The sequence below is a fragment of the Chitinophaga costaii genome, from assembly GCF_900094705.1.
Lineage (GTDB): Bacteria > Bacteroidota > Bacteroidia > Chitinophagales > Chitinophagaceae > Chitinophaga > Chitinophaga costaii.
Map to the genome: position 1 here is coordinate 206,549 of NZ_FMAR01000006.1, position 23,981 is coordinate 230,529.

Here is a 23,981-nt window from a genome sequence, read left to right on the forward strand (position 1 = left end):
CACTGTCTGGCGCAGCCCTTTTTTGACATCCCGGATTTTCTGCAGCTAACTTTTAACTTTTCCTTGCCATCTCCCCCCTTTAATTTTGTAAATATCTCCAAACTAAAAAATATAATTTGTTATGAGCAAAATGTGGCAAACCCTCTCCCTGGCTGGTTTCGGCTGCATGGTACTGGCTTCCGCATCACCAGTGTACGCCCAAACCCCTACAGACAAAGACAAAAAACTGGGTGAATACGATGAGATCATCATCAAACGTAAAGACGGGCAGGATGGGAAAATAAATATAGCAGTGCAGGATGGCAAGGTGTACGTAGATAATCAACCCCTGGAAACTTACAACAGCAACAATTTCTCCGTTCGCCAGCGCAGTGTACGCCCGGTGGACGGCAACCAGGCCACGTTGAGCATGCTACCGCCCCGGGGCGGCATACAGTTTTTCCGTGCGCCGCAATCCCTCACCAATCAGGCTTTGCTGGGTGTAATCACCGAAAAGGCAAAGGCCAAAGGTGTAACCGTACGCGAGGTGGGCAAAGATACCCCTGCAGAAAAAGCCGGTCTTAAAACGGGTGATGTGATTACTGCCATAGACGGTCACCAGATAGACGAGCCGCAGACCCTGTTCGAAACCATTGGCAGTTATCATCCCGGAGATGAAGTAAGCATAACCTACCTGCGCAACAATATGGAAAAAAAGGTGAGCGCTATCCTGGGCAAGCACCAGGCAGAGTTGGGCAACCTCTTTAACCTGGAGCCAAGCAATGATAATGATCCTTTCGGCAATTTTAATCTGCCACCCCAATTTAATGATGCCGATGGCTTCCGCAACCGCCCCCGCCTGGGCCTATCGGTGCTGGACACCGAAGATGGAAAAGGAGCCAAGGTATTGGAGGTAATGGATGGTTCTGCCGCCGCTACCGCAGGTTTTAATACGGACGATATCATTACAAAAGTGGGCGATATCAATATTAACTCCGCAAAAGATTTTGCCGATGCTTATACGCAGCAAAAGGCTAAAGGCGCTATAACGGTAACGGTTATACGTAATGGCTCAACCAAAGCGCTGACCATTCAGGTGCCTAAACAATTGAACAGAGTGGACTTATAACAGATAATAGATTTAAGTGTTAGTATACAGTTGCCCCGGCCTCGTACCGGGGCTTTTTTGTGAGGGCTTGCCACTGTGAGGCCGTTAGTTTTTAATCAGAAGAATTTTTTTACCCACCTCAATTTACTTTTGAATGGTGGGTATTTAACCGGCACATCCAGCCAAGTGCCTGTTTTGATAATGCTTTTACGATGCGTGAAGGTTTCAAAACTATACTGCCCATGATAGCGCCCTATGCCGCTGGGTCCAACGCCGCCCACCGGCAGATCGGTATTGGCAAAATGGATGATGGTATTATTCACACAACCGCCGCCAAAACGCACCCTTTCTATCAATTCCAACTCCCGGCGGGTTTTGCTGGTGAAGATGTACATGGCCAGCGGATAAGGGTTGTGGGCGATAATGCCGATAGCCTCTTCCAGTGTGTTATAGGAAAGGATAGGCAGAATGGGGCCAAAAATTTCTTCCTGCATTACGGTAGCAGTAAGGGGTGGAGAATCCAGCAAAGTAGGCGCTATGAAAAGGGTGGCGCGGTCTGTTTGCCCCCCATGCAGGATGGGGGCTTGTTCCAGATAAGGCAGCAGGGCGTTGAAACGTTTTTCGTTCACCAGCCGGGCCAGGTCGGGACTTTGGGAGGGATCGTTACCGTAAAATTGTACGATGTATTTCTTCAGGGAGGCCACCAATTTGTCTTTCACCTTTTCATGTACCAGCACATAGTCTGGCGCTACGCAGGTCTGGCCGGCATTCCAATACTTTCCCCAAACGATGCGGCGCGCAGCCACAGTAATATCCGCCGTTTCATCTACCAAGCAGGGCGATTTACCGCCCAGTTCCAGTGTTACCGGGGTGGGGTGTTTGGCAGCCATAGTCATGACTAGCCGGCCTACCGGCGCACTGCCGGTAAAAAATATATGGTTAAAACGGTGTTGCAGCAGGGCAGGTACTACTTCCTCACCCTCGCCCTGTACCACATCGATGTAGGCGGGATCAAAGGTATCAGTAATGAGGGCTTCCAGCACCGCAGCGCAATGGGGGGCCAGCTCCGAGGGTTTCAGGATGGCACAGTTGCCCCCGGCCATGGCCCCGATGAGGGGCGATAACAAGAGCAGGATAGGATAATTCCAACTACCAATGATAAGGGTAAGGCCAAGGGGTACTTTGTATATCTTGCTGTAACTGGGGTAAAACATAAAAGGCGATGGCACTGCTTCAGGTTTCATCCAGCGGCGCAAATATTCCCGCACATGTTTAATTTCCTGGTATACCACGCCAATATCGCTGGTAAAACCTTCCAGCGGCGACTTATGCAGGTCTTTATGCAGGGCCTCCAGCAAGGCAGCCTCCCGGTTTTTAATGGCCTGGGCTAACCGTTTAAGTTGATTACGGCGAAAGCGATACGATAAAGTAGCACCACTGTCGAAATAAGCCTGCTGGCGGGTATAGCGCGTAGCTATAGGTATGGTGTTTTCCATAGTTTTTACCAATAAACCGGAAAGGCCGGCGGTAATGCGATGATGGATGACAGGCCGCCTGGCCTGCCCGGGCAATTTAACAATATTCCCCCGCTTTCGGCTTTCCGCTTATCTTTGCACGACGTACGTATCTTATCTATAACCATGGTAGATTATTCAAAATATGAAACGGTGATCGGGCTGGAAGTCCATGCGCAACTGCTCACCGAAAGTAAACTGTTCTGTGCCGACAGCGCTGCCTTTGGTGGCGCACCCAATACCCATATCAGCCCCATTACCCTGGGCTATCCCGGGACGTTGCCCATGCTCAATAAAAAGGCCGTGGAATATGCCATCAAACTGGGCCTGGCCTGTCATTGCACCATTGAACACAATAATTATTTTGCCCGTAAAAATTACTTCTATCCCGACCTACCCAAAGGTTACCAGGTGTCGCAACATACCGCGCCCATCTGCGTGGGAGGTTATGTGAAAATACAAACGGAACAGGGCGAGGGTGCCGTGCAATTAAACCGCATCCACATGGAAGAAGACGCCGGTAAATCTATCCACGACCTGGATGAGCACTTTACAATGGTAGACTTTAACCGTGCAGGCGTACCACTGGTGGAGATTGTTACCGAACCAGTTATCCACAGCGCGGAAGAAGCTTATGCCTACCTCACGGAATTGCGCCGCCTGGTACGTTACCTCGGCGTGTGCGACGGTAATATGGAAGAAGGCAGCATGCGCTGCGACGCCAATATTTCCGTACGCCTTCACGGAGAAACCACCTTGGGTACCAAGGTGGAAGTAAAAAATATGAACTCTATCCGCAACGTAAAACGGGCCATTGAATATGAAGTAAAACGCCAGATCGATATCATCGAAAGTGGTGGCACTTTTATCCAGGAAACCCGCAGTTTTGATGCGGCCACCGGCGGATCGTTTTCTTTGCGCTCTAAGGAAGAGGCCAATGATTACCGGTATTTTCCCGAGCCAGACCTGGCGCCTTTTCATTTCACAGAAGCCTATATCGCAGGTATCCGTGCTACCTTGCCAGCATTGCCGGAGGAGCTCATGGCCCACTACACTACCCAGTTGGGCCTTTCTGAATATGATGCCCGCGTGATTTGTGATGACAAGTCCATCTCAGATTATTATGAACAACTTATACAAGCCACGCCACTGTATAAAGCAGCGGCCAACTGGCTACAGGGCCCGGTAAAATCCTGGCTGAATGAGCATGGTGGAGACATGGCAGCATTCCCCATACCCGCTATCGCCCTGGCATCGCTGATCACACTGGCAGATGAAGGCAAAGTGAGTTTCTCCGTAGCCGTTAAATCTATTTTCCCGGAATTGCTGCAACATCCTACGGAAGCACCGCTGGACATTGCTACCCGGCTTAATATTTTACAGGAAAAAGACGCCGGCAGCATTGCCCCCATCGTGGATGAAGTGCTGGCCTCCCTGCCCGCCAAGGTAGCCGAGTTCAAAGCCGGCAAAAAAGGACTAATGGCCCTTTTCGTAGGCGAGGTCATGAAACGCTCTAAGGGAAAGGCAGACCCTAAACTTACCAACGCACTATTGGCCGAAAAACTGAAATAAAACAACGTTCACAACTATCTTATATGAAGCAAACTTACCTCGCCCTGGGACTGGGCCTGCTGCTGACAGCCTGCAACCAGCACCCGGAAAAAGGCGATTTTAAAATAAATGTACAGCTGGATAATGCGCCGCTCACCCACATTTCGCTGGAGCAACTGAGCATGGAAGATATTAAAGTAGTAGACTCACTGACCCTGCGCGATCCTGGCGGCAAGTTTACCCTAAAAGGCATCGTGCCCGAACAGGGATTGTACCGCATTCACTTTGGCAATGAAAAAGACAAAGACATCCTGCTGGCCCTAGATGCAGGCGATATGCAGATAAAAGGTGATTACAACAACCTGGATAAGATCACCGTGACCGGCTCCGAAGCCACCACCGAATTGCAGGGCTTCATTCACTCCATGACCGAGAAAGGCCAGGCGCTGGACGCCAGTATTGAAGCAGCTAATAACCTTAAAGATGTAAAAGGCTCCGACAGCTTGTACCAGGTGAAGTCTAAAGATGCCGAAGACCAACGCCAAAGTTTTATTAAATGGTTCCTGGATTTTGCAAAAAATACCAGCTCGCCCGTGAATGCCGCATTTGCCCTCGGCAATACCAATTTGAGCCTACTGGCCGAACACCAACAGGAAATAGATGCTATCGGTAAAAAATTTCCCACCAATACCTTGCTGAAAGGCCTTGTTGCTAAAGTAGACGAAACCGCCGACCAGGAAAACACCAAGAAAGCTACCGATGGCGACCAGCCTTCCGTAAAAGACGGCCAGGAAGCCCCCGACTTCACACTGGATACGCCTGACGGCAAATCCATTAGCCTGAAATCCCTGCGCGGCAAATACGTGCTGGTAGATTTCTGGGCCAGTTGGTGCCAGCCCTGCCGTGCCGAAAACCCTAATGTGGTAGCGGCTTTCAACGAATTTAAAGGCAAGAATTTCGCCATCCTTGGCGTATCGCTGGATAAAGACAAAGCCGCCTGGCAAAAAGCCATTAGCGATGACCACCTTACCTGGACCCACGTGAGCGACCTGAAGTTCTGGGACTCTAAAGTGGTAGGGCTGTACGGCATTCAGGGCATTCCCTATAACTTCCTGCTAGACCCGCAAGGCAAGGTGGTGGCTTCTAATTTAAGAGGACCCGCATTACAGGAAAAACTTAAATCTGTGCTGCAATAATAAATCGCATTTATACAAAGCACCAAAAGACCTGGCTGCATGGCCAGGTCTTTATTATTGAATGCAAGTTTTAAAAAATAACCCCGGCTATAATCATAACCGGGGCGTTTTTTTTATGGCTTTTCAGTGTTCAAAACTTATTCTACATCCCACCATACCCGTTTCTTCAGCTCCACATACGGCGTAGGAATACCAGGACCAGCAGCCAGTTGGGCGCCATTCAAGTCTACTTCCGTTTGCGACACCGGGAATTTACGGGGAATCACATCGCCCGTAAAGTTGCCGATAGCTGGTGTGAGCGCAGGGAAACCGGTTTTTCTCCAGTCTACCCAAGCCTCTGTACTAGTGCCAAACATGGCGATATACTTTTGGTTGATGAGCTGTTGCAGGGTTCCGTTCCAGGCTACAGATGGTTGTGCTACATAGGCAGACAAGGAGGAAGAAATACCCAGGAAATCGAAATCGTCGGAGATGCCTTTATTGTAAGCAACACCAGCGGTCGCCGGATCGCCGGCGCGGAGGGCTACTTCAGCCTTGATGAAATCTACTTCTGATGCAGATATAATCACTACCGGGGCAGTAGCATCACCATAAGCACTTCCTACACGCGAATAGAGTGACAGGTTCGGATCTTCTTCATTTACACCGGGTGCTTTGCCACGATACTGACCTTTGAAGCCATTACTATTATCCTGTACAGGTGCCAGCAGCAAGGTTTTGCGAGGATCGTTCACTGCATTGAGCTTGTCTATGAAAGTTTGGCTGATGGCTTCGTCGGTTCTACCGGAAAGTACATCGAACTGGTAGATGGGATTCTGATTGCCGGCACCGGCTTTGTAATATACATAAGCGCCTTCACTATTCTGCTCGATCAGCGCAGGACTGGTGGCCAGGAATTTTTGAGCAGCCGTTGCATCGATTTTGCTGATGTGGTTATATAGGCGCAATTTAAGGGAATTGGCCAGTTTGATCCAGTTGGCTTTTTCGCCGCCATACACCAGGTCATCGTCTGCGGGATCTACGCCTACGGAGGTTTTGCCCAGGTTCACAATACCACTGTCCAGCATCGTTTGCAGATAAGGGTAAATGTCCTGTTGTTTATCGTAGGCAGGCGTTAGCGTAGAATCGTCGCGCAGCGCCTGCTTCACCGGGATATCGCCCATCATATCAGTAAGTATGGAGAAGGTATAAGCCGTAAGCACCTGGCTGATGCCCACATATCCATAGCTTTGGCTTTCATAACCTTTTTGCTGGGCCACGCGCAGGTTTTTCATTGCGGCATATAAATTACTCCAGGTATAATCGTTGTCCGTAGGCAGGATTTTGTAACGATCATAATCATACGGCTGGTTGCGGTGTCCAGAGTAGTATTGCACCACGGAACTGGTCATGCGACTTACGTTACCACCGGTGGTATAAGTGATCATCACCTCGGCGTTACTCAGGATGGTAGCCACCGGTACGTCGGTGGGATTATTGGGATTGGTGTTTACGTCCAAATATTTTTTGCAACTCGAACCGGCGGCCATCATAGCGCCCAGCGCGGTGTAGAGTGCGATATGTTTTACTTTTTTCATGCGGCGTCAATTTTCAATTTAATGCTTAGAAAGAAACATGCACATTTAAACCATAAGAGCGGGTGGTAGGTAAATCCATACGACCTGCGCCCTGACCATTACCGGTACCCCAGGTGCTGGATTCCGGATCAATGTGGTGAATCTTGGTAAAAAGCGCCAGGTTGTGCCCCATGGCGGATATGGCAACTCCCCGGAAGAACTTGCTGTTGGTAAACAGTCTCTCGGGCAGTTGGTAGGTCAGTGATACTTCCCGGAACTTGGCCCAGTTGTTTTTCACTGCATAGGCTTCATCCACACTATTCAGCACATTCTGCCAGTAGTTCTGGTCGCGGGCAATCGGGGTGGTATTTACTTTACCGTCTTCGGTTACACCTTTGAAAATATAATTAGCACCGGCATCGCGGGTCTGACCGGTAATCTTGGTTACGCCATAGAAGTCCAGCAATTCTTCCGTACCATTCAGGTAGGTACCTCCAAAGCGTCCGTCAAACAGTACACTCAGGGTAAGGTTTTTGTAAGTCCAGGATGAACGTACGCTACCGATCCAGTCTGGTTCTGTATAACCAAGGTTTTTGGTATCACCGGTTTCTGGATTGCCGTCGGCGTCTACAACAATATTGCCTTTATCATCCCGCAGGAAGCTGGTACCAAAAAGGGATCCATAACGCTGTCCTGCAATCGCTTCCACGGCAGGGCTGCCGCTGAAACCACCCAGGTAAATCTGGGATACACCTGGATAAAGTGATACCACTTTGGAACGGATGCGGGAATAATTCACCGTCATGTCCCATTGGAAATTCTGCGTTTTCACCGGCACCAAATTTAGCGATAGTTCTATACCGGATTTATTGAGCTGACCAGCATTTACGACTACGGTGTTATAACCAGTGGAGTTAGCCACGGAGATGGGAATGATCTGGTCTTTAGACTTAGAATTGAAATAGCTGAAGTCCAGCCCAATGCGGTCGTTCAGGAATTTCAGCTCTGCGCCCACTTCGTAGGAAGTAGTTTTTTCCGGAACAATGTTAGCATTTCCACGGGAAGAGCTCAGTACTTTACCGGGGTTACTACCAAAGGGGAAGGTAATACCGTCCGTAAAACCATCGGAGACACTGCCGGTAGAATAAGTAGTAGCCAATTGATATGGATCGGCGTCTTTACCCAACTGGGCCACGTTAGCGCGGATCTTACCAAATGACAGAATCTTTTTATCGATTTTCAACAGGTCGGTGAATACGAAGGCCGCATCCACAGAGGGATAGAAGAAGCTGTTATTGTTTTTAGGCAGAGTGGAAGACCAGTCGTTTCTGGCGGATACACCCAGGAACAGGAGGTTTTTATAGGCAAATTTAGCATCTAAAAAAGCGCCCACCAGGCGGTGTTTACTGTCTGATTCGGAAGAAGGAAATTGACTGGCGGCGTTGCTGATGTTGGCATTTGCCTTACCCGGCAGGATCAGGCCCTGGCCGGATGCATAAGTTTCACGGTACACCCTGTTGTTCACGTTATTACCAACAATGATGGTAGAAGTCCAGTCCTTGCCGATCTTAGGTGTTAAGGTCACTAACAGATCGGAGTTTACTTCCTTACGATAAATGTTATCGTTGGCAATGAAACCGGTTGCGTTACCACCGGTATGTATGTCGCGGAATTCTTTACGGGAGTCGTTGTAAAAGTCTGTACCAATTCTATAGGTCACGTCTATCCAGCTCAGTGGTTTATAAGACAACTGACCGGAACCAATCATACGATCCAAGTTAGTCGTAAAACTGGTATTGTTAATGCTCCAGTATGGGTTATCGAAAGAACCACCCCGGAAGTTGATTTCAGTACCATCGGGACGCTGGTAACCCAGGCCTTTAAGGTTATAGCTCACAGGCGTGTGCATCAGGGCAAAGAGCGGATTATTACCGTCTTGTCCCAAGAAAGGCACCTTTCCATTGGTATTGATATAGTTTAGGTTAAAGGAAGACGTAAACTTGCTAGACCAGTTGGTAGACGCATTCGCGCGCAGGGAGGTTTTCTTGTAATCCTGGTTAGGGATGTAAGAAGTTGTATAATTATTACCTGCGGAAAAATAGTAGGTTGTTTTATCGTTGTAGGTAGCGATACTCAGATTGTTATTGAGGTTACCACCATGTTGCAGGAATTGCTTACGCGGATTGTACACTTTTAGCTTATCCTGCTCACCTAATACGTTAGTAACAGTCTGGCCTTCAATTTTAGGCCCCCAGGAGGAAGATGTACCGCTGGAAAAATTGCCATTATTACCTTGCGCATACGTGGTCTGGTAATCAGGCAGGCGCAGTACACCATCAATGGAGTAAGAAGAATTAAGGTCTACCAAAGTGCGTCCTGCCTTGGCAGCACTCTTACCAGATTTGGTAGTGATAATGATGGCGCCTGCTGCGGCGCGGATACCATAGAGGGTAGATGCAGCAGGACCTTTCAGTATGGAGATCGATTCAATATCGTTAGGGTTAATATCGGCCGCACGATTTGGCGTGGCCTGTCCACCGCTGGTGGTAGAAGCGCCGTTGCCATCATTACTGTTACTGATGGGAATACCGTCCACTACGAACAGCGGCTGGTTATCGCCCAGTAAAGAAGTGGCACCACCTCTAAGTACGATACGGGAAGCCTCTCCTGGCGCTCCACCACTTTCAGTAACCTGCAAACCGGCCACTTTACCGGCCAGTGCGTTTACCAGATTGGGCGTGGGCGCTTGTACCAGGTCGGCACCTTTCACTTCGCCTACAGAGTAACCCAGCGCTCTTTTGGAGCGTTGAATACCCAGGGCTGTTACCAATACTTCGCCCAGTTGTTTGTTATCGGCAGCAAGCTGAATGCTACCGGCTTTACTAACAGGTATTTCCTGCTGGTTAAATCCTACAAAAGAGATCACGAGTGTAGCGTTGGCATCCGCCACGAGGGAATAACTGCCATCCGGGCCAGCCACGGTACCTTTGTGCGTGCCCTTGATAACAACAGATGCTCCGGGAATGGGGGAGCCATCTTTAGCATCCGTAACCTTACCACTAACGGTTCGGTTTTGCGCTGCCGCCTGCAGTATAGCATTCACTGCAAGCACAAAGACAAATAATGCTTTCTTCATAAGCATGTTTAGATTTTGATTTATGTGTTAACTATATAACTGAACGGTACAATGCCAGGCCCGTTTGGGACGGACAAGCTTTTTGTAAATTAGATTTTGGTAAAGAATGACAAACCTGCTGTTTAAAACAACCGGTGAGGTCAGTCACATCTGGGAACCAAGACTGAAAAATGAAATTTGGCGCTAACACCCTTCTGCTAAAAGCGTGTTGATAAACGTTTGTTGATCGTTACTGTTTTGTTGACCTTTTCTCGTTAGTAAAATTGCTGTGTAACCCTATATTGTTGACCTTTGATACAATGTTGATCTGGTTTTGCTATACAATAAACTTCTTTTTTCTTATTGAATTTAGGCAATGGTTATACATTTTCTAACCGGCAGCAAATTATGGAAAATACGTTAACAAAAACAACAGGCACCCTATGATTAGCTCGACAGTATACCAAATGAATGGAGTAAATATACTATTGTTCTATGGAACATGATAACTATAAAACCCTTGCCCCTGCTGCAATTCCTTAACACTACGTTAACAGAATTAATAGCGAAAAATTTGTGGAAAAATTATGATCATTTTAACAAATTATTAACAAAATAAGAGTCATTTAATGGGTTTTCTATAAAAAACAGTGGTATAAAGGCCCAAAAAAGCCGCTGCGGAAGGAGCAGCGGCTATGGGATAAGTATTGGTTGCAATGTTTATCATTTAGTGTCCCACCATAAGCGGTCGGTGAGTTTTACGTCCTGGCCAGGCTGCGGATTGGTCTGCACCTCGGAAGAAGCATAGTACCATCGGCGGGGAATGGCTGTCAAATTATTATATGGATTCATTACTAAATTCAGTTTAGGAAAACCCGTTCTGCGCCAGTCATTGAACGATTCCAAAGAGAGGTAATTAGAAATGTATTTTTCGTTCATAATCGTTTCATATGCATTAGCAGCAGTAAGGTTGGTATTTGCGTTCAGGTAGACGGCAATTTTGGGATTGGTGGCACTTAAACCCAGGCGGATCATATCTTCGGTTACAGCATCTTTCAGGATTGGCTGGGCGGCAGCAAAACCATCTATTAGGTAGGTAGCTTCCGCTTTAATGAAGAGTGCTTCATCATAGGTAGCAAAATATACCGGAGAACCACCCGTGGTCAATGCATCACCTAACTCAGATACAGTATTTGCTAATGAACTGGCGGAGCCAATTACCCTGCCCACATACGAACTATCCTTCAGCGGCTTGGCTACCAACGGCAAACGAGGATCACTACTAGCTTTCAGGCGATCTATAAATGTGGAAGAAGTAAGAATGCTTCCCCAGTTAACCAATAGCTGATACCAGGGACTTTGGCTACCGGCTGCATCGGAAAAGGGAAATGCGGCAGCATCGCTAGCTGCAGTGAAGCTATGTGTTAATGCATCCAGCGCGGCCTGAGCCTGCACTTTGGGATCTTTACCCGGCGCATAACTGAGGCGCAATGCATAGCGTGCTTTTAGCAGGTATGCAAATTTAGTCCACTGATCCATATCCCCATTATAAAGGAAGTCATCGTCTGCAGGCTCTGTACCACTAACGGGTTGCGCCGCATTAGCAATCCCATCGTCCAGCAAGGTCCCTATCGTAGTATAAATCTGCTCCTGGGTATCATAGGAAGGATTTGGATGGGCTATCCCTTTAAATGCATCAGAATAAGGAATATTACCCCAAAGATCTGTAGTTACCGCCAAGTTATAAGCTAATAAAATTTTTGCGATGGCCAGGTAATGAAAATGGCTTTTTTCCTGCGCTTCAGTTTCCAGCAGTTTTAGGTTTTTTAAAATACCAGGGTACAGGTCGTATTGCCAGGTATTATTTACGTCTGTGGGTAATACCTGATAAGAATCCCAATCAGGACCTTCCGCGTTGTACGCAATCTGTTGCGTCCAGAAAGCGCAGGTGCGCGCAGGATAACCACCGGTGATATTATATGCACCGTTTAATTCCGCGTAGGAAAGCAATAGTGATTCCTGTACAGTATTTGCCCCATTAGGGTTATCGTTTACATCCAGAAATTTCTTACAGCCTGTAATAAAAACCAGTGAACTGATACCGGCAGCCAGACCAATATTTTTGATATATCTATTCATCATTGTTTCACATTTAGAAAGTTAACTTCAAGGTTGCATTATATGATCTTGAGCTAGGCGTAACGTAGTTATAGAAACCTTGTGCATTGCTACTAGCTCCATACAGACCAAGCTCAGGATCTGAACCGGTGAAGTGGGGGGCATGAATATAAAGGTTACGGCCGGTGAGCGAAAAAGTGGCATTTTTAATCGGGGAATGTCCCAGCACTTTCTGTCCAAAACTATACGCCAGCGTCACATTACGTAGTTTAAAAAAAGAACCATCCTGTACGAATGTCTCAAATGCGCCAGCGCCCTTACCTCTGTAGTATGCCTGATTAGTAGCAATAGGCTTTGTATTTTCCTTACCATCTTCCGTTACCCCTTTCAGGACGGTAGTACCTTCACGGTTCAATGTTACCGGACTTACACCAGCGGTAGTCATATAATACTGGTCCAGGTTCATGATATCGCCCCCTTGCCGCTTGTCCATCGTAACAGACAATGTGAAATTTTTATAGATTAGGTCCGTTGATAACCCACCTATCCATTTCGGCGTAGTTTCACCAATAATGGTATCAATTGGATTAGGGATGTAATAACCATTTTCATCTACTAGTTTTCTTCCCTTGGCATCACGTTCGAATGCAGTTCCTTTAATAGAACCGAAAGAATGTCCTTGGATCAGGTAAATACCTGGAGATACAAAACCACCGGTCTGAATTTCACTTACTCCCGGATACAATTCTTTAATTTCCCCTTTATTCTGAGCCCAGTTCACATGAATATTCCAGGTAAAGTCTTTAGTTCTTATTGGCGTGAGATCCAAGGTTACTTCCACACCATTATTACGGATGTCGCCAGCGTTGATAATAGAAGAGTTGAATCCGGTAGATGCAGAAACGGGCGTCGTGAAAATCAGGTTAGTACTTTTCTTGCGATAATAATCTATTTCCAGGCCAATGCGATTATCAAGCCATTTGGTTTCCAGGCCAACCTCAAATTCTTTAATGCTTTCACTCTTCAGGTCAGACTTACCCTCTACATTATTAATCGCAAAAGCATTTTTATTATTAAATGGAACGGTTATAGTACCTCCCAGCCCATCACCAACAGAGGCTTTATAAAAAACTGTACTGGTCTGGTAAGCGCCTGCATCATTACCAATAGCAGTATAAGCCGCTCTTAGTTTACCGAAGGTCAATGCCTTGCTTCCTTTCAGGCCTTTCAGCTCTGAAAATATAAATGCACCAGATACCGATGGGTAGAAAAATGAACGATTGGCAATGGGCAACGTAGATGACCAGTCGTTACGCCCGGTAACGGTTAAGGTCAGCATACGGTTGTAATCCAATACTGCCTGGCCATACACACTCACTCTTCTGCGGAGCAAAGCGTTAGCACTATTAGATATGGAGCCGGAGTTGCTGATATTGTAGAAGTTTTCTACATCCAACCCATTGGCAGACTGGAAATTATCCTGGGAAGAAATAGCCTGTATATTATTACCCAACATTACAGAAAGGTCGAACTTGGAAGCCAGTTGTTTGTGAAACTGGGCAAAGAAATCGTGGTTAATACTTTTATAAGTGTATTGCTCATTATACAGCGCCCCTTGTGTCCTGGTGATAGAGCCAATGGCTTCATGATAGTCCCTCGTATCCTGGTAGTAATCCGCTCCAATTCTTTCTGTCAGGGTCAACCATTTCACCGGTGTGTAATTCAATGTTACGTTCGGTATAAAACGTTCTAACCCAAGTTTTAAACGACTATTCTGGGTAGACCATAAGGGGTTATTAAGGCCGGCCCTGAATACACGTTGGTTGCCCAGTGAATCGAATACAGGCTTAATATCCCATGTAACAGGCGCATTGTAAACGCCCCATAAATAACCGGAATTATTTCCTTCCGGAAGGCGGTTATTACTGGAGTTAATGTAATTGATGTTTACCGTAGCCGTAAACTTATCCGTGAGCTTCGTTGTAAAACTGGCATAGAAACTATTACGCAGGTAATCTGTGTGCGGCACGATACCATTTTGTTTCAGGCTGGAAAAAGACAGCAGATAGTTAGACATTTCAGTATTTCCTGCTGCACTAATAGAATTATCGGTAGTAATACCGGTTTGGAAGAAGTCTTTGCGTGGGTTATATGTTTTCACAGGGGCACCGTTCACTTTCAGTGTATCTATTCTGGGACCCCATGACTGGGAGGTTTGCTCAGCAAGGCTGCCATCATAGAAGACGCCACCTGTACCTTGTGCATATTTCGTCTGAAATTTAGGTAGTATAGGATCATCGAAAGAAAGACTGCTGGCTATGCTTACCCGAACGCCTTTACCACCTTTTACACCCGAACCACTTTTTGTTGTTATGATTACGGCGCCACCGGCGGCATGAGAACCATATAAAGCGGTAGCAGAAGCACCCCGCAGGATGTTAATACTTTCAATAATGTTAGGATCAATATCAATACCACGGTTGGGGGTAGAACCACCCACCTCCAATGGGTCGTCTGTGCCGGCAGGATTCTGGTTGTTGTCGATGGGTACACCGTCAATTACAAACAAGGGTTGGTTTTCACCGGTCAGGGAAGACGCCCCACGGATCAGTATCCTGGCACCACTACCAGCCATACCCGTATTGTTGGTAATCTGTACGCCAGCTACATGGCCTTGCAAACCATTGAGGAAGTTGGTTTCCTTGGATTGTGTCAGCACATCACCTTTCACCTCCTGGGTAGTATAACTCAGAATACGTTTATCCCTTTTAATACCAAGTGCAGTTACTACCACTTCATCCAGCTTTTTGTTGTCTGTCTTCAACGCAACATTCAGCTTACCACCTTCGGTAAGTTTTATTTCTTTGGATTCATAACCCACAAAAGAAAAAACTAAAGTTGAATTGAGTTCAGCAGTCAATTGGTATGTGCCATCAGGGCTGGTTACGGCACCCTTGGAAGTGCCTTTTAGGGTAATGGTTACTCCAGGTAAAGGCGAGCCATCTACGGCATCTGTAACCTTTCCTGTAACCGTCTGCGACTGGGCGTTGGCATGTAATATGCCACACACTGCCAGCACCCACAAGAGTAATGCTCTTTTCATAAGCGATGTTGATTTTTGGTTTTATTTTCAATCTTAACTGATCCGACAAACAAGAACTACATAATGCATGGAAATATCTACTGACAGTAATTTGTTAGAAGTCCTATCATTATAAAGAATATGAAATTTTATAAAGGCGATTTTGGGTGATCCGTCCCTATTTTACTGGTAACACTTATATTAATTTAAAATACTTATTCAGGTCCTATCTAAGCGATGACCATCTAATTAAAACATGTTGAAATTTTACAAATGCTAAACAGTCCTTTAACTTACAAATAAGTGCAGTCTTTTTTTATTTGCGTAACTTCCTTAAATGTAAATTCAACGAGAGAATTCTGTTTGGAGTTTTTACTATGCTAGATTGTTGATCCTAATCAAATATAGGAATTTCACCTTTATTTAACAAATGATTAGCATTTATTTTTGGGGAAAGGGGGAAAGGTGCTGAAATTTTTTGAGGTAAAATAATCTTAAAAAATAAACGGGCAACAGGAATGCCGCCCGTAATTCATCAACCAAAATCTAAATCTCTCGATTTAGAAGAAAAGTCTTTATATTAAAATATCATTATTAACATATACCTTTTTGCCGGCTACCGGCACCGGCTATACGAATTCACCTTGTCAGACCATGCGGCCCGGTAGACACATTTAGCAAATATACGCGAAAGCAGGATTAAGCGGTTAGCAAGTGCAACGGATGATCCTTTAGCAGTGTTAACAAGATCGGGAATAAATCATCCTCCCGGTGATTGTAACGAAACTCGCACTCTCTCAAATGCAGGTATACAGTTCCAGAATTCAGCCCCTTGAACTTCACCAACCGGTGGCGGGTAAGCCCCCAGAAAGCCTCTATTCCTTCCGACGCTTGGACAGCCGGCGCAGTAAAACCTTTGCGTACATTATACAACCTATACTGGCTCAGGTCCGCTATGCCTTCAAACTCTTCCACTAGGGCAGCATGGTCCGGATGCAAACGCCCCTTGCCCAAACCCTGCAACAAAGCAGGCCCGGCATCGGAAATGATCTCGGTGTGAACACGTTCGTCCACTTTGAAAATACCAACAATAACGGGCTTACGCAGCGGGAGTGGTGGCGAGGTGTCGCCAGGAGAATCTGAAGTCAATATCAGCGCGGATGCCCGGTGAGGCATGGACCGCTGTAGTAAAGATTCATTGTGCAACGCAATACGCTGACGAATCTTCTTCAGGTAACTATTTACAGTTACCCTGCTCACGGCACTGATGTCCGCGATCTGTGTTGCGGTTAAATCTTCCGCAAACAGGCTCAGCAACTCTCTAAACTTGCGTTCAGAAAGGTGCGCTCCTTTCGAGTACTTATTTTTCATTAATCTGTGGTTAAGAATGGCGTAATAAACATCATACTTTTTTATTACTATCCTCCTCCCTTTGTTACAAACGGCACTATGTAAGTGACGAACGAAAGCCACAAGATTATTTTATAAAAAGACACGAAACCCTTGCTGTACCAATAGTTTAGACTTTGAATCAATAATTTTTCACCTATGAGCAGCTAGGTATAAACTGCGGGATATAGCTATTCCGCTAAGCCAGGTTTTCCGCGGTGCAACTCCGCTTCCAGCGACTTCTTCGATAAGGTTTTTTCCATCCATAACAGGAAAGCCGGTAGGATGGTGAGGTTAGTCACCATAGCCAGCACAAGCGTAAGCGAAGTAAGCCAGCCTAAGGCCTTGGTACCTCCAAACTCTGAAAAACTGAAGATCATGAACCCGGCAAATAAGATTAGTGAGGTATAAATGATGCTCAACCCTGTTTCCCGGATGGTTTGCCGCACCGTTTCACTAATGTTTCCATTGTGCTGCGGCAGCTCCTGCTTAAAGTTTACAAGGAAACGGATGGTAACGTCTATGGCTATGCCGAGCGCAATACTGAATACTAATACGGTGGAAGGCTTGATGGCTATACCCAGCCACCCCATTACCCCCGCCGTAACCAGCAAGGGGATCAGGTTTGGAACAAGGGAAATGAGTAACATACGCCAGGAACGGAACAAATAAAACATGCAGCAGATGATCAGTATAAAAGCCAGCAGGATGCTGTCTATCAGCCCATGGATGATGAAACGGCTGCCTTCCAGGAAGATAATACTGGTACCGGTGAAACTTACTTTGTACTGGGTGGTGTCGAAAAGCTGGTTTACCTGCGGACGCAAAGAATCCAGGATCAGGGGCAGGCGCTGGGAGCCTACATCGGCCATGCTTACGCTTATCCGGGCTATCTGCCGGGTACTGTCCATGAATGACAACAATAGCTTGCTGAACATGGTATTGCCACCGCTGCCCGCTTCACTACCCGCATTTTTCATCCGCAGGTAAGGCGACAAAAAAGGTACGTCAAACTGGGTGGGAATGGAATAACTGGCACTATCGCCATTGTAGTAAGCCTGTTTTACGAATTTAATACCTTCCGCAACAGACAATGGCTTGGCAAATTCAGGCAAGGCTGCTAGGCGGGCAGATAAGGTATCAATTTTATTCAGTGTGTTAAGGTTGATTACCCCATTTTTCTTTTTCGTATCAATGGCTATTTCCAAGGGCATCACACCCTTGAAATTCTTTTCGAAAAATTTCAGATCGGTATACAGCTTGTCGGTGTGGGGGATATCATCTACGATAAATCCAACAGACTTTAGCCTGGACATGCCCACCAGCGCAAGCCCTACTAACACGATCGTAACTGCGTATATCGCTTTGCGGTAATGAAAGACGAGATAGGTAATACCTCCCAGCATTTTATTGAAAAATTTGCTGTCCAGGTAGGTAGTATGTCTGTTCTTTGGCGGCGGCAGGTAACTAAGTACGGACGGCAGGAATATGAAAGAGATCACGAAGATCCACAGGATGTTTATACCTGCCACTACGCCAAATTGCTTGAGGATGGAACTTTTGGTAAAATAAAATACCCCAAAGCCAATGGCCGCCGTAATGTTGGTAAATAAGGTGACGATGCCCATGCGCTGTATCATACGCACCAGCGCCTCCTCCCTATTGTTGCACTTCGCATATTCGGTGTGGTATTTATTGAGGAAATACACACAATTAGGAATACCAATCACCACGATCAGCGGCGGAATAATGCCGGTGAGCAAAGTGATCTTATACCCTAACAGCACAATGGTAGCCACAGACCAGATCACGCCAATAGCCACCACGATCATCGACATGATTACGGAACTTACCGAGCGGAAAAAGGCAAATAAGATTAATGCGGTGAGTACAAAAGAAAGTTTCAGAAAAAATTTCAGCTCATCTGCCACCTTGGTAGCCATGGTAGTACGGATGAGCGGCAGACCGCTTAAGTAAACTTCTTCCTGCTGCCCCTTCCCAAAATCCGTGGCGATCTTGGTAATGCGCTGCACCACTATATTCCGTTTGGCAGAACTCATTACATCTTTATTGATACGCACTGCCATCAGGTAACTGTTTGCAGCAGGATTGTATAATTGCCCGGTGTAAAAAGGCAATGATCTGAACAAGGTAACAGCACTGTCTAACTGTGCAACATCCCGGATAGGGTCCGGGAAAATGGCCACAGGTGCCAGTTTGTGGGTACTGTCGTTTTTGACGAGATTTACCGCACCAGCCACACTAAGAATGTTCTCTACCCCTTCCACCGTTTTCAGATCGCGGGTAAGGGCCTGGTAGGCAGTAAAATGTTTTAGGGAAAAAAATTGCGGATTTTGAACGGCAAGGACCAACATATTGCCATCTTCCCCAAATTTTTGCTTGAATTGTAAATACTCCTGGAATTTAGGATTATCCGTGGGAATAGCACCGGTAAATTCATAGGACAGCTGTACTTTCTGGGCGTAATACCCCATTAAGGCAGTGCTTCCCAGCAATAAGATCAGTAGTGGTAAACGAAACTTGAGAACAAAACCTGCCAGACGTTGCCACATAAAAGATTTTTCTGATTTGGTATTCGCTAAAGATAATCAAATATTACTTTTACGCTATGCATCGGTTCGTCGTTTTATTTTGGCTGCTTATTTCGCTGCGGCTGGCTGCACAGCCCGTACCCATCGGGCATTGGCGCAGCCACCTCCCGGCCTCGCCCACACTGGCCCTGGCCTTCTTGGATGGCGAGCTGTATTGCGCCACACCTTACACCGTGTTCTCCGTGAGTAGCGATGAACACGCTTTTACCACTTACAGTAAAATAAATGGTTTGCACGATGCCGGCATTAGTTGCATGAACGCCAATGCCAGCGCATTGGTGATCGCCTACCGCAATGGTAACCTGGATATTCTCAAAGACAAACAATTTTATAATTTGCCCGATGTCCTGCAAAAAAATATCGCAGGCGATAAAAGCATTCATAGCATCAGCTTCTACAACGAAACGGCGCTGCTGGCGTCTGGCCTGGGTATCATTGTCGTAAACCTGGACCGGCTGGAGATCACGGATACCTATGTGATAGGAGATACCGGTAATTACCTAAGCGTAATTGCCAGCGCTACTAACGCCGGTTATCTGTACGCCGCCACCGCAACAGGGGTAAAACGCGCCCCGCTGCAAGGGGTGAACCTGGCCGATTATCACAATTGGGCCAGCAGCAACGACGGCCTGCAACCTGGGCCGGTAGCGGAGATCATTGAGGTAAACAATCAACTCATTGCCCGCCAGGGCGACACACTATACCAATGGAACAATGCGCGCTGGCAGCCCTGGTATACCGCGCCTGGGAATCATATATCCCATATACGCGCCAGCAATCAGCAGGTACTGGTATGCGAAACGCCTGGCCGCATTATTACCCTCAATACTGCCGGTACGCTGCTATCCGCCACCAGCAACAATATTAACGCCCCTGCGGACGCTCTTCTGCAAGACAATACACTTTGGATAGCCGATAGCACCGCCGGCCTTGTTTGGTATCACGACGGCCAATCTGAGAATCTTTCTCCCAATGCCCCGCAAGGCATTGCCACCGGCGATCTTATTTTTAACCATGATACGCTCTGGGCCATGGCTGGCAGCGTTACCAGCCAATGGGCGCCCACCGGCAATCACAGCGGCTTTTACCGCTTTGCCAACGATACCTGGTCTACCTTTCAACCGGGTCTTGATACCCTCCCAGACCTGATCACCGCCACCGTGCTACACGACACGTTATACGCCGGCTCCTTTGGAGGCGGCCTGCTACAGATGAGTCCCGACGGGCATTTCACCGTGTATAAGAAAAATGCTTTACTACCGCCCTCAGAAAACAATGGCGCTTATAATGTGAGCGGGCTTACCTCCGACGCAGCCGGCAATCTCTGGATATCCGCCTATGGCGCCGCTACCGATGTAGTGGTAAAAAAAGCCTCCGGCCAATGGCTCACTTTCTCAATTCCCTATTATCATGCACAAAATGCGGTAAGCCAGGTGCTGGTAGATGATTACAATCAAAAATGGATTGTATCGCCCCAGCAAAACGGCTTATTCGTACTCAATACCGGCGCGACCCTCGACAATGCTGCGGATGATAAATGGCTGCAATACAGCACAGGGGCTAACAGTGGCAACCTGCCCAGCAACGATGTACGTTGCCTGGCTAAAGATAAAAATGGATGGATATGGATCGGCACCGCCCAAGGCATTGCTGTGATTGCCTGCGGACAGGAAGTGTTTGGCGCGGGCTGTCCGGCCTACCTGCCCATTGTTCAGGAAGGAAATTTTGCAGGTTATCTTTTTCAGCAGGAACAGATCAATGCGATAGCCATAGATGGGGCCAACCGTAAGTGGGTGGCCACTAACAACGGTGTATGGCTAGTGGCCGAAGGCGGCGATACCGTGTTACAGCACTTCGATGAAAGCAATAGCCCCCTGTTGAGCAACATCGTGTACAAGATTGCAATAGACCCACTGAGCGGGGAAGTATTTTTTGCTACGGACAATGGTATTATTTCCTACCGGGGTACCGCCACCGAAACCAGCAATGTAATAGCCAGCAGCGTGCTGGCATTCCCCAACCCCGTGCCTCCCGGCTACACCGGTATCATCGCAGTGCGGGGCCTTTTTGCCAATGCCACCGTGAAGATTACCGACATCAGCGGCAAATTAGTGTACGAAACCAAGGCCAGCGGCGGCCAGGCCACCTGGAATGGACAAGACTATACCGGCCATCGCCCGCAAAGCGGCGTGTACCTGGTGTTTGCCAGCAATGCCAATGGTAGTGAACACCTGGTAACTAAAATTATTTTCATTCATTAATCAGGGTACACTTACCGTATTTTAATTATCGTATACCCGTTTACGTTAGTCATAGTTAAAACTGCGCACCGGGTTTACCATACCAGCCCGGATGGCCTGAAAACTTACTGTAAGTAGGGTAACCGAAACAATGCCAGGCCAGCACATGCATGAAAATCAGGCCTTAAACACATACAAAATATTACAATATGTTCGGTGCAAGGTACGCTCATCGTCCACTATTGTCAAAAGGGCTAACTTGCACTTATATCATGTTACATAAAACGCGCGGCATTGTATTACGCCAGGTAAAGTATGGCGACACTAGTTTAATCGTCAGCATCTTCACAGAGTTGTTTGGCGTGCAGTCGTACATGGTAAACGGCGCCCGCTCTGCCAAGCCCAAAGCCACAAAGGGTAATCTTCTGCAGCCGGGTAATATCCTCGATATGGTGGTATACCATCACGAACAGAAGAACATGCAACGTATTGCTGAATTTAAGTTGGGTTATATTTATTCCAGCCTATCCTTTAACGTAGTAAAAAACACCGTGTCTATGTACATGATAGAGCTGCTGCAGAAGTGCCTGCGCCAGCCGGAACAACAATCGGAGTTGTATTATTTCGCGGAGCATATGTTGCAGTTGTTAGACCAGGCACCTATGAACGTAGTGGGTAACCTTCCCTTGTATTTTACGCTGCAACTCAGCAGCCACATGGGTTTTCAGATCAGCGGGCAGTATTCAGAATATACGCATTACCTGGATCTGAAGGAAGGCGTTTTTAAGGATCTGCCGCCCCACCATCCTTTTCACCTCGATGCGCAAAACAGTGAATTTACTTCTCAACTGCTGCATGCAACAGACATTGCCGGGATAATGGGTGTTAGCATGAACAAAGATCAGCGCCGCAAGCTGCTGTACGCCTATCTCGACTTCTACAAATTACACCTGCCAGAATTTACTGATCTGCATTCACCCCCCATTCTGCACGAGATACTTGATGCATAATCAGCGTATAATCGTTCCCCTTGGCCCGTTTTCATTTTCAAAGTAATGCAGTTTCAGTTCCTGCCCGTCAAATACGGCATAGGAGTTATAGTTGAGCCATTCTCCCAGGTTAACGTAACGGCTGTGAGGCCCCACGGGCATGTCTATCGGTAAGTGGCGGTGGCCGAAGATGAAGTAATCGAAGTATTCCTTTTTTAGTACCTCCTTGGCATAAATAGCCAGCCATTCGTTTTCTGCTCCCAGGAAATGTTCCAGCTCCATGCCGGTGGCGGAGCGGCTCTTATTGCTGAAGTAATTGGCCATGGAAATCCCCACCGCAGGGTGTATCCAGGAAAACAGCCAGCGGCATACGGGGTTGCGGAATATTTTCTTCAGCATCTTGTATCCATGGTCGCCCGGCCCCAGACCGTCGCCATGGCCGATATAAAATTGCTTGCCGGCTATATCGTAAGTCTGCGGCTCAAAATACACGGGTATGTTCAACTCTGCTTCAAAATAGCCATCCATCCACATGTCGTGGTTGCCAATAAAAGCAGATACGCCAATGCCCCGGTCTGTGAGCGATGCCAGCTTGCCCAGGATACGGGTATAGCCTTTAGGGATCACATTTTTATATTCGAACCAGAAATCAAACAGGTCACCCACAAGAAAAATGTGGGCGGCATCCTTTTCGGCCATGTCCAGAAAGCGGATAATGCGCTGCTCCCGCATACGACTGGTGGCCGCATCGGGGGCGCCCAGGTGAAAGTCGGACACAAAATAAATACGTTTGCCTGTAGGTAGTTCTATGTGCATGTAATTAAATTGGTTCACGTCATAAAAAAACAGCGCACGAATTTACTTCATGCGCTGTTCATTATCTTAAGAGCCGGAGATTTATTTTTCTTCGTCCAGCAAGAACACATATACTTCGCGGGGGCCATGAATACCTACAACCAGCGTTTTTTCTATATCTGCCGTACGGCTTGGCCCTGTTGCAAAATTGATCATGGAAGGCAATTTACCAGGGTATTTTTCCTTCATTTTAGCAAGACCATCTTTCACGTCAAACACAAGCTGGTGAGTATATGCAATCACCACGTGTACCGGCGCATATACCGGCAAGGCACGTCCGGAAGGCTGTGCGGCACTCATGATGATGCTGCCGGTACGAGCCACCAGATATTCACAATCCGTGATCGCCGCCTGGAATTCGCCGCTGGCATTGCCGCCATCCCGGTTCAGGAAAGGCATGCCTGCCGGCGTCAGAAACTTTAACAAGGCCGGTGTCTGGCACAGCACCTGGTTCCAGGATTTGTGCTCGGCTAAGGCCTGTAAGTTTTCCAGCAGCTCCGTTTTGCTTGAGCAAAAGATAAACTTTCCCTGCAACTTGCTAAACTCTTCGGCAAACTTCATTTCCAATCCATCGTGCTCCAATTGAAACACAGAATTATTACCTTCTGCGTTGGGAAACGGCAGTTGTACAGACTGGCTAAGCGCATTACGGACACGCTTCAAAATGTTTTCTTTTG

General features: G+C 47.1%; 14 protein-coding genes. 5 read left to right on the forward strand and 9 right to left on the reverse strand.

Annotation, left to right across the window (positions count from 1 at the left end; translation table 11 throughout):
* The first annotated feature begins 121 nt into the window (after window positions 1-121).
* Window positions 122-1,108, forward strand: coding sequence for a PDZ domain-containing protein (locus tag GA0116948_RS11075; protein WP_089712092.1), 987 nt, complete (start codon window positions 122-124; stop codon window positions 1,106-1,108).
* A 95-nt stretch (window positions 1,109-1,203) separates the two neighbouring features.
* Here the strand turns inward: GA0116948_RS11075 and GA0116948_RS11080 are convergent, their stop codons facing one another.
* Window positions 1,204-2,583, reverse strand: coding sequence for an aldehyde dehydrogenase (locus tag GA0116948_RS11080; protein ID WP_089712094.1), 1,380 nt, complete (start codon window positions 2,581-2,583; stop codon window positions 1,204-1,206).
* A 39-nt stretch (window positions 2,584-2,622) separates the two neighbouring features.
* Between GA0116948_RS11080 and gatB the strand changes: the two genes are divergently transcribed.
* Both gatB and GA0116948_RS11090 read left to right on the forward strand, forming a co-directional pair.
* A complete protein-coding gene (gene gatB / locus GA0116948_RS11085; protein ID WP_240619149.1) occupies window positions 2,623-4,173 on the forward strand; it encodes an Asp-tRNA(Asn)/Glu-tRNA(Gln) amidotransferase subunit GatB in 1,551 nt (516 codons plus the stop codon).
* A 23-nt stretch (window positions 4,174-4,196) separates the two neighbouring features.
* Complete coding sequence (locus tag GA0116948_RS11090; protein WP_089712096.1) at window positions 4,197-5,348, forward strand: TlpA disulfide reductase family protein; 1,152 nt, start codon at window positions 4,197-4,199, stop codon at window positions 5,346-5,348.
* Window positions 5,349-5,485: 137 nt separating this feature from the next.
* On the opposite strand, the gene GA0116948_RS11095 is transcribed toward GA0116948_RS11090, so the two are convergent.
* The 6 genes from GA0116948_RS11095 to GA0116948_RS11120 all read right to left on the reverse strand — a co-directional run bounded on the left by GA0116948_RS11095 (window position 5,486) and on the right by GA0116948_RS11120 (window position 19,181).
* Window positions 5,486-6,925: a SusD/RagB family nutrient-binding outer membrane lipoprotein gene (locus GA0116948_RS11095; RefSeq protein ID WP_089712098.1), complete on the reverse strand. Its 1,440-nt coding sequence runs from the start codon at window positions 6,923-6,925 to the stop codon at window positions 5,486-5,488.
* Between the two features lie 25 nt (window positions 6,926-6,950).
* The gene (locus tag GA0116948_RS11100; protein ID WP_165798350.1) at window positions 6,951-10,040 is read right to left on the reverse strand and encodes a SusC/RagA family TonB-linked outer membrane protein; all 3,090 of its coding nucleotides are present in this window, start codon (window positions 10,038-10,040) and stop codon (window positions 6,951-6,953) included.
* A gap of 702 nt (window positions 10,041-10,742) precedes the next feature.
* Window positions 10,743-12,161, reverse strand: coding sequence for a SusD/RagB family nutrient-binding outer membrane lipoprotein (locus GA0116948_RS11105; RefSeq protein WP_089712101.1), 1,419 nt, complete (start codon window positions 12,159-12,161; stop codon window positions 10,743-10,745).
* 10 nt (window positions 12,162-12,171) lie between these two features.
* Complete coding sequence (locus tag GA0116948_RS11110) at window positions 12,172-15,240, reverse strand: SusC/RagA family TonB-linked outer membrane protein (RefSeq protein WP_089712104.1); 3,069 nt, start codon at window positions 15,238-15,240, stop codon at window positions 12,172-12,174.
* A 678-nt stretch (window positions 15,241-15,918) separates the two neighbouring features.
* A complete protein-coding gene (locus GA0116948_RS11115) occupies window positions 15,919-16,590 on the reverse strand; it encodes a LuxR C-terminal-related transcriptional regulator (protein ID WP_089712106.1) in 672 nt (223 codons plus the stop codon).
* Window positions 16,591-16,799: 209 nt separating this feature from the next.
* Complete coding sequence (locus tag GA0116948_RS11120) at window positions 16,800-19,181, reverse strand: efflux RND transporter permease subunit (protein ID WP_089712108.1); 2,382 nt, start codon at window positions 19,179-19,181, stop codon at window positions 16,800-16,802.
* A gap of 56 nt (window positions 19,182-19,237) precedes the next feature.
* On the opposite strand from GA0116948_RS11120, the gene porZ reads away from it, so the two are divergent.
* Together porZ and recO are read left to right on the forward strand one after the other, a co-directional pair.
* A complete protein-coding gene (gene porZ / locus GA0116948_RS11125; protein WP_089712110.1) occupies window positions 19,238-21,481 on the forward strand; it encodes a type IX secretion system anionic LPS delivery protein PorZ in 2,244 nt (747 codons plus the stop codon).
* 251 nt (window positions 21,482-21,732) lie between these two features.
* A complete protein-coding gene (gene recO, locus GA0116948_RS11130; protein ID WP_089712112.1) occupies window positions 21,733-22,470 on the forward strand; it encodes a DNA repair protein RecO in 738 nt (245 codons plus the stop codon).
* Here the strand turns inward: recO and GA0116948_RS11135 are convergent, their stop codons facing one another.
* Together GA0116948_RS11135 and GA0116948_RS11140 are read right to left on the reverse strand one after the other, a co-directional pair.
* Complete coding sequence (locus tag GA0116948_RS11135) at window positions 22,471-23,265, reverse strand: UDP-2,3-diacylglucosamine diphosphatase (protein WP_089712113.1); 795 nt, start codon at window positions 23,263-23,265, stop codon at window positions 22,471-22,473. It abuts the gene before it with no gap.
* An 81-nt stretch (window positions 23,266-23,346) separates the two neighbouring features.
* Window positions 23,347-23,967, reverse strand: a complete 621-nt coding sequence (locus GA0116948_RS11140) for a LutC/YkgG family protein (protein WP_240619150.1) — start codon at window positions 23,965-23,967, stop codon at window positions 23,347-23,349.
* Window positions 23,968-23,981: the final 14 nt, after the last annotated feature.

What these genes read in the sequence shown, in the direction of transcription:
- GA0116948_RS11100 (WP_165798350.1), bottom strand. Translation starts at nt 10,040, where the DNA reads ATGAAGAAAGCATTATTTGTCTTTGTGCTTGCAGTGAATGCTATACTG.
- GA0116948_RS11120 (WP_089712108.1), bottom strand. Translation starts at nt 19,181, where the DNA reads ATGTGGCAACGTCTGGCAGGTTTTGTTCTCAAGTTTCGTTTACCACTA.
- GA0116948_RS11110 (WP_089712104.1), bottom strand. Translation starts at nt 15,240, where the DNA reads ATGAAAAGAGCATTACTCTTGTGGGTGCTGGCAGTGTGTGGCATATTA.
- GA0116948_RS11095 (WP_089712098.1), bottom strand. Translation starts at nt 6,925, where the DNA reads ATGAAAAAAGTAAAACATATCGCACTCTACACCGCGCTGGGCGCTATG.
- GA0116948_RS11135 (WP_089712113.1), bottom strand. Translation starts at nt 23,265, where the DNA reads ATGCACATAGAACTACCTACAGGCAAACGTATTTATTTTGTGTCCGAC.
- GA0116948_RS11075 (WP_089712092.1), top strand. Translation starts at nt 122, where the DNA reads ATGAGCAAAATGTGGCAAACCCTCTCCCTGGCTGGTTTCGGCTGCATG.
- gatB (WP_240619149.1), top strand. Translation starts at nt 2,623, where the DNA reads ATGATGGATGACAGGCCGCCTGGCCTGCCCGGGCAATTTAACAATATT.
- GA0116948_RS11115 (WP_089712106.1), bottom strand. Translation starts at nt 16,590, where the DNA reads ATGAAAAATAAGTACTCGAAAGGAGCGCACCTTTCTGAACGCAAGTTT.
- GA0116948_RS11105 (WP_089712101.1), bottom strand. Translation starts at nt 12,161, where the DNA reads ATGATGAATAGATATATCAAAAATATTGGTCTGGCTGCCGGTATCAGT.
- GA0116948_RS11080 (WP_089712094.1), bottom strand. Translation starts at nt 2,583, where the DNA reads ATGGAAAACACCATACCTATAGCTACGCGCTATACCCGCCAGCAGGCT.
- GA0116948_RS11090 (WP_089712096.1), top strand. Translation starts at nt 4,197, where the DNA reads ATGAAGCAAACTTACCTCGCCCTGGGACTGGGCCTGCTGCTGACAGCC.
- recO (WP_089712112.1), top strand. Translation starts at nt 21,733, where the DNA reads ATGTTACATAAAACGCGCGGCATTGTATTACGCCAGGTAAAGTATGGC.
- porZ (WP_089712110.1), top strand. Translation starts at nt 19,238, where the DNA reads ATGCATCGGTTCGTCGTTTTATTTTGGCTGCTTATTTCGCTGCGGCTG.